The organism is Enterobacter sp. 18A13 (assembly GCF_007035975.1).
Lineage (GTDB): Bacteria > Pseudomonadota > Gammaproteobacteria > Enterobacterales > Enterobacteriaceae > Enterobacter > Enterobacter vonholyi.
In genome coordinates this window covers 1,433,583-1,447,126 of the sequence record NZ_AP019634.1, presented here as the reverse complement: position 1 = coordinate 1,447,126, position 13,544 = coordinate 1,433,583, and the positions used below count along the sequence as shown (strand labels likewise).

General features: G+C 54.8%; 12 protein-coding genes. 9 read left to right on the top strand and 3 right to left on the bottom strand.

The window, feature by feature from the left end; genetic code table 11:
- Nucleotides 1-35 precede the first annotated feature (35 nt).
- Nucleotides 36-2,249, top strand: coding sequence for a mechanosensitive channel protein (gene ybiO, locus FOY93_RS07060; RefSeq protein ID WP_143344856.1), 2,214 nt, complete (start codon nt 36-38; stop codon nt 2,247-2,249).
- Between the two features lie 48 nt (nt 2,250-2,297).
- Here ybiO and rlmF read toward each other — a convergent pair whose 3' ends face one another.
- Nucleotides 2,298-3,209 carry a 23S rRNA (adenine(1618)-N(6))-methyltransferase RlmF gene (rlmF, locus tag FOY93_RS07055; RefSeq protein WP_172621908.1) on the bottom strand — a complete coding sequence of 304 codons (912 nt, stop codon included), beginning with the start codon at nt 3,207-3,209 and terminating at the stop codon, nt 2,298-2,300.
- 243 nt (nt 3,210-3,452) lie between these two features.
- On the opposite strand from rlmF, the gene mcbA reads away from it, so the two are divergent.
- From mcbA to ybiJ, 3 genes are all read left to right on the top strand, one after another.
- Nucleotides 3,453-3,719: a DUF1471 family periplasmic protein McbA gene (gene mcbA, locus FOY93_RS07045; protein WP_111963837.1), complete on the top strand. Its 267-nt coding sequence runs from the start codon at nt 3,453-3,455 to the stop codon at nt 3,717-3,719.
- Nucleotides 3,720-3,841: 122 nt separating this feature from the next.
- Nucleotides 3,842-4,108, top strand: coding sequence for a DksA/TraR family C4-type zinc finger protein (locus FOY93_RS07040; RefSeq protein ID WP_115874557.1), 267 nt, complete (start codon nt 3,842-3,844; stop codon nt 4,106-4,108).
- 285 nt (nt 4,109-4,393) lie between these two features.
- Complete coding sequence (gene ybiJ / locus FOY93_RS07035) at nt 4,394-4,654, top strand: DUF1471 family protein YbiJ (RefSeq protein WP_013097471.1); 261 nt, start codon at nt 4,394-4,396, stop codon at nt 4,652-4,654.
- 116 nt (nt 4,655-4,770) lie between these two features.
- Here the strand turns inward: ybiJ and ybiB are convergent, their stop codons facing one another.
- A complete protein-coding gene (gene ybiB, locus FOY93_RS07030) occupies nt 4,771-5,733 on the bottom strand; it encodes a DNA-binding protein YbiB (protein ID WP_143344854.1) in 963 nt (320 codons plus the stop codon).
- Nucleotides 5,734-5,999: 266 nt separating this feature from the next.
- Between ybiB and FOY93_RS07025 the strand changes: the two genes are divergently transcribed.
- The 5 genes from FOY93_RS07025 (at nt 6,000) to FOY93_RS07005 (ending at nt 11,359) form a co-directional block, all read left to right on the top strand.
- On the top strand, nt 6,000-6,536 hold the full coding sequence (locus FOY93_RS07025; RefSeq protein WP_143344853.1) for a fimbrial protein: 537 nt from the start codon (nt 6,000-6,002) through the stop codon (nt 6,534-6,536).
- A 68-nt stretch (nt 6,537-6,604) separates the two neighbouring features.
- Nucleotides 6,605-7,279 carry a fimbrial biogenesis chaperone gene (locus FOY93_RS07020; RefSeq protein ID WP_111963833.1) on the top strand — a complete coding sequence of 225 codons (675 nt, stop codon included), beginning with the start codon at nt 6,605-6,607 and terminating at the stop codon, nt 7,277-7,279.
- 23 nt (nt 7,280-7,302) lie between these two features.
- Entirely contained in the window at nt 7,303-9,846 is a 2,544-nt protein-coding gene (locus tag FOY93_RS07015; protein ID WP_143344852.1) for a fimbria/pilus outer membrane usher protein, read from the top strand.
- Between the two features lie 20 nt (nt 9,847-9,866).
- Nucleotides 9,867-10,859 (top strand): fimbrial protein, encoded by a 993-nt coding sequence (locus FOY93_RS07010; RefSeq protein WP_143345709.1) that lies wholly within the window; start codon nt 9,867-9,869, stop codon nt 10,857-10,859.
- Nucleotides 10,856-11,359 carry a fimbrial protein gene (locus tag FOY93_RS07005; RefSeq protein WP_133294035.1) on the top strand — a complete coding sequence of 168 codons (504 nt, stop codon included), beginning with the start codon at nt 10,856-10,858 and terminating at the stop codon, nt 11,357-11,359. The genes FOY93_RS07010 and FOY93_RS07005 overlap by 4 nt, the downstream gene beginning before the upstream one ends.
- Here FOY93_RS07005 and dinG read toward each other — a convergent pair.
- The gene (dinG, locus tag FOY93_RS07000; RefSeq protein WP_143344851.1) at nt 11,346-13,523 is read right to left on the bottom strand and encodes an ATP-dependent DNA helicase DinG; all 2,178 of its coding nucleotides are present in this window, start codon (nt 13,521-13,523) and stop codon (nt 11,346-11,348) included. The genes FOY93_RS07005 and dinG overlap by 14 nt on opposite strands.
- Between the last annotated feature and the right edge of the window lie 21 nt (nt 13,524-13,544).

Here is a 13,544-nt window from a genome sequence, read left to right as displayed (position 1 = left end):
TATCATTTTGTTCGACATTTTCACCGGAGGACGCCGTGCCGTGGATCCTGTTACTGTTGATTAGCCTGTTTAGTGCGTCATCGTTCGCCGTCGCGATCCCCGGCGTGACCACCGGAACAACCGCCAGCCAGCAAAATACTCCCCCGCCGGAACCGGATGTCGAACAGAAAAAAGCCGCCTACAGCGCCCTCGCCGACGTCCTTGAGAACGACACTTCCCGGCAGGAACTCATCAGCCAGCTGAGGAAAGTGGCCGCCACGCCGCCGCAGGAGCCGGTGCCTGTCATCACCCCTCCCCAGGTGGAGGAGCAAAAAACGGTGCTGGAAAATGTCACCGACGTAAGCCGCCACTATGGGGAAGCCCTCTCCTCGCGCTTTGCTCAGCTCTACCGCAACCTGATTGGATCGCCGCATAAGCCGTTTAACCCACACACGTTTACCGCCGCGGCCACGCAGTTCCTGATGCTGGCCGGTGCGGTATTTCTTTTTTACTGGCTGGTGCGCCTGTGCGCGTGGCCGCTGTACCGCAAAATGGGACAATGGGGACGAAGGAAGAATCAGCATAAAAGCAGCTGGCTGCACCTGCCGTTGATGATAGCCTCAGCGTTTATCATCGATTTACTGCTGCTGGCCTTGACGCTGTTTTTAGGCCAGATGCTCGCCGACAGGCTGAACGCGGGCAATAAAACCATCGCCTTTCAGCAGTCGCTTTTCCTGAATGCCTTTGCCCTAATCGAGTTCTTCAAGGCGCTGCTGCGGTTACTCTTTTGTCCGCACGTACCGGAGCTACGTCCCTTCTCAATTCGCGATGCGAGCGCCAGGTACTGGGCGCTGCGTCTGAGCGTGCTCAGCGGGCTGATTGGCTATGGTCTGCTGGTTGCCGTGCCGATCATCTCCAACCAGGTAAACGTCCAGTTTGGCGCGCTGGCAAACGTCATTATCATGATCTGCATTACCGTCTGGTCGCTGTATCTTATCTTCCACAATAAAAAAACCATTACCCAAAGCCTGCTGAATCTGGCCGATCGCTCCCTTTCGTTCTTTAGCCTCTTTATCCGCGCTTTCGCCCTGGTGTGGCACTGGCTGGCAAGCGCCTACTTCATCGTATTGTGCTTCTTCTCGCTGTTCGACCCAGGCAATAGCCTGAAATTTATGATGGGGGCGACGTTCAAAAGCCTGGCCATTATCGGGATCGCGGCGTTTGTGTCGGGGCTGCTCTCGCGATGGATCTCGAAAACCATCACCCTGTCGCCGCAGGTACAGCGTAATTACCCGGAACTGCAAAAACGGGTAAACGGCTGGATGTCGGTATCGCTGAAGGTGGCGCGCATCCTCACCGTCTGCGTGGCGATCATGCTGCTCCTGAATGCCTGGAGCCTGTTTGATTTCTGGAACTGGCTGCACAACGGTGCGGGTGAGAAAACGGTCGACATCCTGATTCGCATCGCGTTGATTTTGTTCTTCTCTGCCGTCGGCTGGACGCTGCTGGCGAGCCTTATCGAGAACCGTCTGGTGTCGGATATTCACGGCCGTCCCCTGCCCAGCGCTCGGGCAAGAACGCTGTTAACGTTGTTCCGTAACGCGCTGGCGGTCATTATCAGTACCATCACCATCATGATTGTGCTGTCGGAAATCGGGGTGAATATCGCCCCGCTGCTGGCCGGTGCCGGTGCCCTGGGCCTGGCGATCTCCTTCGGGTCGCAAACGCTGGTGAAGGATATTATTACCGGCATCTTTATCCAGTTTGAGAACGGGATGAACACGGGCGATCTGGTAACCATCGGGCCGTTAACCGGCACCGTTGAGAGGATGTCCATCCGTTCAGTTGGCGTGCGCCAGGACACCGGGGCGTACCACATCATTCCCTGGTCCTCGATAACCACCTTCGCCAACTTTGTGCGCGGCATTGGTTCCGTGGTGGCGAACTACGATGTGGATCGTCATGAGGATGCCGATAAAGCGAAACAGGCGCTGCGCGATGCGGTAGAAGAGCTGATGCAGATGGAGGATATTCGCGGACTGGTGATTGGCGAGCCGTCATTTGCCGGCATTGTCGGGCTGACGAACACGGCGTTTACCCTGCGCGTGTCGTTCACCACCCAGCCGCTGAAGCAGTGGACGGTGCGCTTTGCCCTCGACAGCATGGTGAAAAAACACTTCGATCTGGCGAACGTGCGGATGCCCGTGCAGACGTATCAGGTATTGCCGCCGCCCGCATCGCCGCTCCCTCCGCAGGAGCCGACGCTGTAGCCTGGTTGCCGGGTGGCGGCTTCGCCTTACCCGGCCTACGACGGAGTGCTATTTGCGACGTTTGTTATTGTCCATAAACGACCAGGCGATAAAGCGGCTTTGCTTCTGACCCTGCGCCATCTCTTTTTTCACCACTTTTACGGCGCCCGCCTCGGTCAGGGCGCGGTAAAGTGGCGGCAGGTTATCTCCGCGGGATACCAGCGTCGTGAACCACTTCACCTGACGCCCAAACTGTTTGCTTTCCGCAATCATGCGCAGGATGAACGCCACTTCGCCCCCTTCACACCAGAGCTCCTGCTGCTGACCACCGAAATTCAGCGCGGCATCCTCAGCCTGACCCAGGTTGCGGCGCTTGCGCTCGCTGCCCGCACGGGCCGATGCCGCCGAATCATGGAAAGGTGGATTGCACATCGTGGCGTCATAGCTTTCGTTTTTGTGAATAATGCCGTTGAAGATCGAAGCCGTATCTTTCTGTCGACGCAGGCGAATGGCGCGGCTTAATCCCGGGTTAGCGTTGATAATCGCCTGGGCGCTGGCAAAGGCCTCGTCACCGATTTCGCTTCCGGTAAAGCGCCACTGGTATTCATGCGCGCCAATCAGCGGGTAAATCAGGTTTGCCCCGGTGCCAATATCCAGAATGGTGGCCTGCTGTGGAACAACACCCTCATTACCTTCGGCAAGAAGGTCAGCAAGGTGGTGAATGTAATCAGCCCGGCCCGGTACGGGTGGACAGAGAAAGCCTTCCGGAATATCCCATTGAGCCACACCGTAAAAATGCGCCAGCAGGGCTTTGTTCAGCATTTTCACCGCCTGCGGGTCAGCAAAGTTGACCGAGGGCTCACCCGCTGGGGTCTGAACAAGGTAGTCCTGCAGCGGCGGGCAGCTCAGGCATAACGCGTTCATGTCGTAGCGGCTGCGGTGGCGATTTCGCGGGTGTAATCCCGGCTTTTGGACAGTCATGGCATTCTCCTTTAAACAGCGGCGTAAGATAACCTGTGCTGGCTCAACGGTAAATCTTTCTCTGCAGCGCTTAGAAACTCGCCATAAATCAAGCACCTTTATGTCTATGATCCGTCAGCGAATTGTCAACTTATATCGTTCAAAAAATAAGCAGATCATCATCAAATATTTGCGCTAAGTCACACTCGTCAGGCTTCTAAACTTAAGGGGAATCACCTGTTGTTTCCTCATGAGGATGTGATTATGAAAAAGTACCTGACCCTTGCTGTTATCGCAGCCGCCCTGACGACCGCGTCATTTTCTGCCATGGCCGTTCAGTCGCTGACCCAGAGTACCGACACCAGCCAGCTTCGTCCTGCGGGCACCGTTTCGGTTAGCCGCGCCAGTAACCTTGACGATCTACAGGCTAAACTTGCTGAAAAAGCCCGCCAGGAGGGTGCAAAAGGATTCGTGGTGAACTCCGCTGGCGGTGACAACCATATGTACGGCACCGCGACCATCTATAAATAATCTTTCTCTTCCACAAGACTGCATCTGCCCAACGGGTGCAGTTCTCTTCTCCCTTCACCTTGATTGTTCATTTTTTAACGTCATAGTGAACGTATAGCTTAAACCGATTTCAGGAGGGCGCTATGGCTTCCGGCTGGGCAAATGACGACGCTGTTAACGAACAGATCAACAGTACTATTGAAGATGCGGTTGCGCGTGCCCGCGGTGAAATTCCGCGCGGCGAAAGCCTAACTGAATGTGAAGAATGCGGAGACCCCATTCCGGAAGCGCGCCGAAAAGCCATTCCCGGAGTAAGGCTTTGCATTACCTGCCAGCAGCATAAAGATTCAAAAAACTCATCTCACTCGGGATATAATCGCAGAGGTTCAAAAGACAGCCAGCTACGTTGACTTTCCTTTACCTAAGTTAACCGCGCCGGCCCTTAGCTTTACGCTCACGATTTTTAGCGAACCGCGTAGCAAAATGTGCCCTTCATTTCGCGTCTGTAAAGCGTATCCACAAGAAGTGTAAAGCGGTGCTTTGAATTTATTAATATTCAATAAGTTATTTGTCATTCAATTTTTTTGAGCAACGACGTCAATTCTCTTCGATTTTATCTCTCGAGAAAAACCGTGATACTTATCACATCGACGGAACATCGTCCCCTTAACAGAAACACCTGCGAGAGATTAATTATGAAAACCATCAAATATGCTGTAGCTGCTGTTGCCCTGTCCGCTCTGTCTTTCGGCGCTTTTGCTGTCGAGCCTGTCTCTTCTGCTCAGGCACAGAACATGAATAAAGTCGGTGTGGTCAGTGCTGATGGCGCCACCACGCTGGACGGCCTGGAAGCCAAACTGGCTGAAAAAGCCGCTGCTGCTGGTGCAAGTGGATACACCATTACTTCCGCTAACGGTAATAACAAGCTGAGCGGTACCGCGGTTATCTACAAGTAATCGACTGAATGAATGCTGTCCCCTCGCCATACCCTCTGGTGAGCTGCTCCACCCTCATTGACCCTGTTGTTGTTACCCTTGCTTGCCCGTCCGCCACTGGACGGGCTTTTTTTTGTCTAAAACGCCTGCGCCACACGTTCAAGCCCGGCCTGGACAGATTCCACTTCGCCGGTTGTCAGCAAACAGCAGGCCATTTGCAGCTTAATCGAATGCGGAACAGGAACATTTCCGGCAAGGCACTGCTCAATCCAGTGGGCTGTAGTATGGGGATCTTTTGCCTCAGGCAATATCACACCGGTATTCTCTTCCCCACGCTCAAGAATGGCGCGCGTACCTGAAGAATCAATCAGCATGATCTGCGGGCAGCGCTGCGGGTTCGCATAAACCTCGCCTTCCGTGCCGTGCATCAACAGCGCCCTTGCGCCAATTGCCTCAAAGAATTGCCCCACGCGTGCCACGTATTCCGGGTGCGAGACGCTGGAGAGACGCAGGGCGACATCTTCGCCAAACGGCGTGGCCAGTTTTGCCAGCGTATGCGCGCTGTTGCGCACGCCCATGCGCCAGCGCATATCAAGCTGCTTCTCCAGCGGCGGGCAGAGCGTGCCGACCGGGATATAAACAGGCTGGTGGCCATCCAGCTTAGCCTGCGCCTGACCGGCATGACGCGTTGGTTCAATCCCCAACATCCCGAAAATGGTCTCCGTCAGCACGCGGGTGGGATCTTCGCTTACGCCGTGCACCACCACCGGGAATCCCAGCTTGTGTAATAAGATAGCGAGCAGCGGAGTTAAATTTGCCTGCTTGCGCGCACCGTTGTAGCTCGGGATCACGATCGGCATAGGTTTTGCCACCGGCGGCGTTAAGCGCAGCGTTTGTGCCTGCATGGCTTCATAGAAGCCATGCATCTCCGCTTCACCTTCGCCTTTAATACGCAGCGCAATAAGGATACCGCCCAACTCAAGCTCCGGAACCTCGCCGTTAAGCATACGGGTGTAAAGCGCGCGAGCAGTTTCATGGTCCAGGTCGCGGGCATGATGCTTCCCACGCCCTACCTCTTTGATAATTTTACGATAATCCACGACATTTCTCCTTACAGCAGGTTATCAACAATATAGCCCTGATAATGACTCCGCCGTTAGTTTTTTTGGCCGCCCTGCTGATTTTTATAATTAATTGTTTTATTGAGAAAAATTATTTTGCAAGAATTAATTGAATTATTTGGAAGCCGCGCAGGACCTTTCCCGACCCGAGTTTTCTGATTAAATAACCAGCGGTGAGTAGTTGAGACAAAACTTCGAATAATGCGGGATGCAGATGTTGAAAGGAGAAACATACAGGTTTAAATATGAAAAAAGTCACTTTAGGTTTATTCATTGCTGCCGCTCTGGGATGCTCTGCATCTTCGTTCGCAGCATCCACCGGTGAAGGGCAAATTAACTTCACAGGTGAAATTATCGATTCCGCCTGTCAGGTCGTTAACGGCTTAAGCAGTCCGCTGAATGTTACTCTGGGCAAAGTATCCAAAACAACATTTAATGGTGTAGGCTCTACCAGCACCTTAACGAAATTTGATATTCAGTTAAAAGACTGCCCGGAAACGGTCACGTCTGCAGCCATTAATTTCGGTGGTACGCCAGATGCGGACAATAACACCACGCTGTCCTTGACCCCGGGTGCGACGACTGCAGCTGGCGTGGCGATTCAGCTGGTTGATTCTTCCGAACAGCCTGTCAGTTTATATACGCCTTCCAAGCAGTACCCTTTAGCTGCTGGAACGACGGTAAATAATCTGGAGTTTGGCGCGCGTTATATTCAGACTCAGGCATCGATCACTGCCGGCCAGGCTAACTCAGCCTCTACTTTTACAGTTATTTATAACTGATACGATCAATGAGGAGATATTCGTCTTCACGCGAAGGCTAATATTTCCTCTTTCATTGAGACAGATTTATGCGACACAGTTATTTATTAAGCGCACTTTTACTGACCGCAGTAACAGCCCATGCAGGTGTGATTATTAATGGCACTCGACTGGTTTATCAGGGAGAGAAAAAAGAGTCTTCGATTGGGATTTCCAATCCGGATGAGATTAACTATCTGGTACAGTCCTGGGTGGATACCGGTTTGAAAAAAGGCGGTAAAGCGCCATTTCTGATTACTCCACCGCTGTTCCGTCTGAACGCTAAAGAAGATAACGTGTTGCGTGTGGTTCGTACCGGCGGAAATATGCCAGAAGACCGCGAGTCGTTGTACTGGTTAAATATTAAAGCCATTCCTTCTTCAAGCCATGAAGAGGGCATTAATACATTACAAATAGCCATTAACACCCGAATTAAATTGCTGTATCGCCCTGCATCGATTAAAGGCAAACCCGAAGAAGTTGCTGACAAACTGGAATGGCACCGCGAAGGCAATGCTCTGGTAGTAAACAACCCCACGCCTTTCTATATGAATTTCCAGAGCGTTACGCTGAACGGCCAAAAAGTGGCAAAAGCGACCTGGGCTGTGCCAAATACCTCTACCCGCTTTGCTCTTCCGACAAATATGAGCGGTAACACCGTAAGCTGGTCGGTCATTACCGATTACGGAAGCATCAGTAAAACCTGGTCTGCATCCGTTCGTTAATATCTGTTGACGCCTGAATAATCATGTACAGCACAAATAAGCCGCTATTACGTCGACTGCGTGAAATGCTGCCCACTTTTTTTGGAATAGCGGTGACATGCTGCGCGCTGCAGGCCCACGCTGATGATTATTTTAACCCTGCCCTGCTGGATATTGATAATCCAGAACAGGCAAAGACCGATCTCTCTGTTTATGAAAAAGGTCCCGGTCAGGCGCCAGGTAAATACCAGGTCACGGTGTTCGTCAATAACAATAAAATCGACACACGTGACGTCCTTTTTACATTACAAAAAGATGCCCAGGGAGATGATTCCCTGCAGCCTTGCCTGAGTCTGGATGAATTAACGCGTCTGGGCATCAAAACCAAAGATTATCCAAAGCTGGCGGCAAAAGGGGAATGCGCGGACCTCAGCGCCATTCCTTCGGCCTCGGCAACTTTCCGCATCAAAAACCAGCAACTACTGCTGAGTATTCCCCAGTCGGCTCTGGGCCAGGTGCCTCGCGGCTACATCGATCCGAAAGAGTATGACGAAGGGATCACCGCGGGCATCCTGAACTATAGCGTTAACGCCAGCCAAAGCCGCGCTCGCCAGCAAGGGGAAGCGGACAACAGCAGCCAGTTTATTAACCTGCGCCCCGGTTTTAACATTGGTGCCTGGCGCGTGCGTAATTACAGCACCTGGAACCACAATTCGGATGGCGGTCAGGACGACGGCAAGCTGAACACGGTCTATACCTATGCCCAGCGCGATATCGTGGGGCTGAAGAGCGAGCTGACCGTGGGACAGAGCAGCACCCAGGCCGACGTTTTCGACAGTGTCTCTTACACTGGCGCACAGCTGGCTACCGAAAGCGACATGCTGCCGGACAGCGAGCGCGGGTATGCCCCGGTGGTACGCGGTACGGCGCACAGTAACGCCCAGGTGGTGGTTCGCCAGAATGGCTACGTTATCTACCAAAACACCGTCGCCCCAGGCGCGTTTGAGATTAACGATCTCTACCCTACCGGCAGCAGCGGCGATCTGAACGTCACGGTAAAAGAGACCGACGGCAGCGAGAGTCATTTCGTGGTGCCGTTTGCCTCCGTGCCTGTGCTGCAGCGGGAAAAACACCTGAAGTACAGCGTCGCTGCGGGGCGCTACCGTTCATACGATAAAGAGGTTGAGAAGACCCCTTTCACCCAGGGCAGCGCCATCTATGGCCTGTCACACGGCGTCACCGTTTACGGCGGTACGCAACAGAGTTCGCATTACCACTCCGCCGCGCTCGGCGCAGGGAAAAACTTTGGCGACCTCGGAGCGTTCTCCCTGGACGTTACCCGCGCCAAAGCGTTACTGAAAAAGCGCAAAACCAGCAAAGGGCAATCCCTTCGTCTGCGCTATAGCAAAAATTTTACCTCGACCGGCACTAACTTTTCGCTGGCGGGTTATCGCTACAACAGCAAAGGCTTTTATACCCTGCAGGACACCATGGAGTCCTGGACCAGTGCAAACGACTGGTCCGCTCCACAGCAGCGCCGCTCGCGGGCGGAGGCCACCATCGACCAGACCCTGGGCGACAAGCGGGGTTCGGTGACGCTAAGCCTGGTGAAAGAGCGTTACTGGAGCCAGAGTCAGGATATGACCTCCCTGAGCGTTAACTACAACAACAGCTGGCACGGCGTGAGCTATAGCCTGAGCTACAGCGTCAATAAAAACAGCAACGACACGGACGAGGACGGTAAATCCATCAGCTATGACCGACAAATCGGCCTCAACGTGTCGGTTCCACTCGACCGCTGGCTGCCTAATACCTGGGCAAACTACAGCCTGAACAACAGTAAAGACGGCACCACCCACAACCTGGGGCTGAATGGTACCGCGCTGGAGGGAGACAAGCTGAGCTGGAACGTGCAGCAGGGGCTGGACAGCGCCAATAACAACACCGCCACCAGTATGAATGCGGATTACAAAGGCACCTACGGTGAAGTGCACGGCGGCGTAAGCCAGGACAGCCATCAGCACACCGTGAACGCCGGGATCCAGGGCGGCATTGTCGCCCACTCTGACGGCATCACCTTCGGTCAGACCCTGGGAGAAACCGTGGTGCTGATTAAAGCGCCGGGCACGCATGGCACACACGTTGCCAACCAGACGGGCGTGGAAACGGACTATCGCGGCTATACGCTGGTGCCGTTTGTCACTCCGTGGCGTCACACCCCAATTTCGCTGGACACGGAGACACTGCCAGAAGATGCCGACGTGACGCACGCCTCGCAGACGGTTACACCAACACGCGGCGCGATAGTTCGTGCCAGCTTCGATACACGCGTGGGCAACCGCGTCTTAATGACGCTGGCCTGGAAAGACAAACCGCTGCCCTTCGGCGCAACGGTTACCACGGAAGATAAGAGCAGTGAATTTATCGTCGGTAACGACGGCCTGGTGTATCTCACCGGACTGCCGCAGCATGGACGCCTTTTCGTTTCCTGGGGCAAGGAGGGGAGCGAGCATTGCGTCGCCGATTACGCCCTGATGCAAGAGAAAGATAACACCAACATTATTAACGCTGCGGCGCAGTGTCACTGATTAACACCGGACCGATCATGATGCAGATAGCAAAATCATTTTTCTTACTTTTAGTTCTGGCGACGGCAGCACTCTTTATGCCGCACGCGAAAGCTTCTTGCCAATCGCCGAGCCTGCCCGCGCTACTATCATTAACGTCGATTTCGGTCTCCACCAGCCTGCCCGTAGGTTCGACCATTCCGGGAACTGAACGCACCGTGCACATATCGGGAAACTGTTACTACGCGCCGGATGCGGGTCAGCCAATCATCGCGTGCTATAACGGATTCGGCAAAGAGATCCCCGGGCTTCCGGGCGTCTATGAAACAGGCGTTGCTGGTATCGGCATCTCGCTAAGAAATGATAAAGGACAGCGCGTGACTGGCGCAGCGGACCAGATTTGTTCGGCGAATATGCCCGTAGGCCAGGTCTCCGGTACGATAAACAGCGACTCTACCATCCCCTTTAGCTTTGACGTGATGCTGGAACTGGTAAAAACCAGCGAAACCGTGGCTTCGGGCGCACTGACAATGAGCAATACGCAATTCAACCTTGCAGTGGGACGCGTTGAGGCCCTGGGTGACCCTAATACCCTCTCTTACTCAGGCAATGTTCAGGTAAAAGCAGTGACCTGTTCGGTGTCACCTAAATCCCTGACCGTCACGCTGGGTGATTTTCCGGTGAGCCGTTTTACCGGTCCGGGAACACTGGTCTCCCAGTCGGTATTCAATATCGGCATGCTCTGCGATCGGGATGTACAGCCGGAAATGATGATCACCAGCGCTAATGGCTATGAAACGAATTTTCCCGGCGTGATCAAATTAACGCCGGAAAGCGGCGTCGCCACCGGCGTGGGGGTGAAAATGCTCTTTAACGGCCAGATATCTGTTTTCGGGCAATATATGAATACCTTTACCGCCTATGCCAATATCCAGTCGCAATATCCCTTCAGCGTCTCTTACGAACAAACCAGTTCGGAGGTGACGCCCGGAACGGCGAATGCCGTCGCAACCATTACGGTAGCCTACAAATGAAAACGTTATTAACCCTTTTACTGCTTGGAGTGGCCAGCCAGAGCCTGGCGGAAGAAATTCAACTCGATGTTCGCGGAAACATTTATGCCAACGCCTGCCAGGTGGACAGCGCCAGCCAGAACCTGACGGTCAATCTGGGCAAAGCGAATACCGGCGATTTTAAGGATGTGGGCGATACCGGACAATGGAAATCATTCGACTTAACCCTGTCGAAATGCCCAACCACTTCCGTGCTGGCCACGGCCACCTTTCACGGTCAGCCAGACAGCCTTCATCCGACTAAATTCGCCAGCACCGGAACCGCGAAAGGACTGGCGCTGGAGCTTGCCGACCCGCAGGACCAGATCTCGCTTGCCCCGGACGCCAGCTTCAGCGTGCTGATCAACCAGAACAATCACACGGCGGATTTCCCGCTGGCCGCCCGCTATTACGCCACCTCATTGCCGGTCACGGCAGGAACGTTCAGCAGCGTGGTGCAGGTGACCTTCATTTACCAGTAGGACCGCGCCCCTTAGCACGGATGCTTTTCTTGCGCCCGGCGGCTGGTTTTGCCGGGCGTTTTTTTACCTCGGGCACCTCTGGCTGTTCGATCGGGAAGATCGGCAGCGCGTTCAGTAGCCGTTGGCCGTAATTTTTGGTGAGCAGGCGTTTATCATAAATCACCACCTCCCCCCAGCAGCCGTGGCTACGGATCAGACGCCCGACCTGCTGAATGAGGTTAAACGATGCCGCAGGTAAACTCTGCACCTCAAACGGATAGCGATTGAGGCTTTTCAGCCACTCCCCTTCGGTGATCACCACCGGGCTATCGATAGGCGGGAAGGCGATTTTATGTATATGCACCTGCGTCAGGTAATCGCCCTTCAAATCCAGACCTTCCGCGAAGGACTGTAATCCCACCAGCACGCTGCGCTCGCCGTTATCAATGCGTTTGCGGTGCGTTTCCACCAGCCGGTAGCGCGGCTGATCGCCCTGCACCAGCAGCAATAAACGCAGATCGGTGACGTGTTCGAGGAAGCGCTGCATCGCGCGTCCGCTGGCAAACAGCACCAGCATGCCGGGGTATTTCCTGCTCTCAACCTGTTCACGGAAGTAGGCCGCCATTTCCGCAATGTGCTGCTCTTCGTTGTCGATGAGCGGCTCGTAATTCATGCGCGGGATCACCAGCTTCCCCTGCTCGCAGTGGTTAAACGGCGAGTCCAGCGCGACAAAACGATCGCCCGCTTTCTCTTTAAGCCCGCTCATTTCCTGCAAACGAGAAAAACTGTTCAGGGAGCGCAGCGTGGCGGAGGTGACCACCACGTGCGGCACGCTGCGCCAGATGAGCTTTTCCAGCTGATCGGCCACGCGGATGCCCACGCAGTGGAAAAAGAGATGCACCTGGCCGTCCCGCACTTCACGGGTGGCCCATTTGGTGACCGGCGCGCCCGACGCCTGCGCCATCGAGGCCAGCCGCCAGAGCTTGCTCTGTGCTTCGAACATCCCCAGCGCACGGTTCATTTGCAGAAGGATACGGTGAAGGCGAACAACGTCATGGGTGCCGGTTTTCTCGCTGAGATCGTTCAGGAACATCTCCGCCAGCCCGCGCAGCTTTTCCAGATGCTTCGCCAGCTGCTGGCAGATCTCCATCACCTCGTCCGGCAGTTCGCCCATGGCAAAACGGTGTTCGGCCTCCTGGGTTGCCGGAAGATAAAGATTCAGGATGTTGTTCAGCGACGAGATAAGGCTGTAAACCTCTTCACAGTGGTCGCTCAGACGCTCCGGTACCGCCAGCGGCGGCGTGGTTTTCGGGCGGAACTGCTCCATGCAGGTGGCGACAAGCTTGCAGAAGAGATCCAGCTGCAGGCGGAACCAGGGCGCGGTAATTTCCGCGCTCATCTCCAGCGCGTCGCGCGCCACGTCGGGCAGATGGTGTCCTTCGTCGAGTACCAGCAGCAGGTTTTTCGGCTCCGGCAGCACCGCTTCGCTCTCCAGCGCCGCCATCACCAGGGCGTGGTTAGCCACCACCACTTCGGCTTCCTGAATTTCGCGCCGCGCGACGAAGAACGGGCATTCGCGGTAGTAGTGACAGTTGCGGTTCAGACAGCTGGCTTTGTCGGTGCTGAGCCTGCACCACAGATCGTCGCTGATGGCTTTATCGGTGTGATCGCGCAGGCCGTCCCACTTATAGCCATCAAGATCGCCTTTCAGCGTTGCGCAGAGCTCCTGCTCGGCTTTGTTGTTTGGCGTGAGATCGTCGTCGAGGAACGCCAACAAATCCTGTTGCGACGCCTCGCTGCTGGCAAGCCCTGCCAGGTTACGCGGGCAGACGTAGCGCCCGCGGCCGAAGGCGGCCGTAAACCGCAGGTCGGGGATGATTTTGCGCAGCAGCGGTAAATCTTTACTAAAGATCTGGTCCTGCAAGGCCACGTTGGCGGTGCTGACCACCAGCGTTTTGTCCTCTTCCCGCGCAATCGCGATGCCGGGAATGAGATACGACAGGGTTTTCCCGACGCCGGTCGGGGCTTCAATCGCCAGATGTCGCCCGTCGTCCCCGGCGAGCGTTTTTGCCACGTCGGCAATCATCTGCCGCTGCGGCGCTCGGGGGATAAAGTCGGGGATCTGCTGTTGTAGCGCCTTATACCATGCGCCAATTTGCGCTTTCAGCGCAGCGGTTAAAGCCATCGGAAAACCTGAAACACTGTA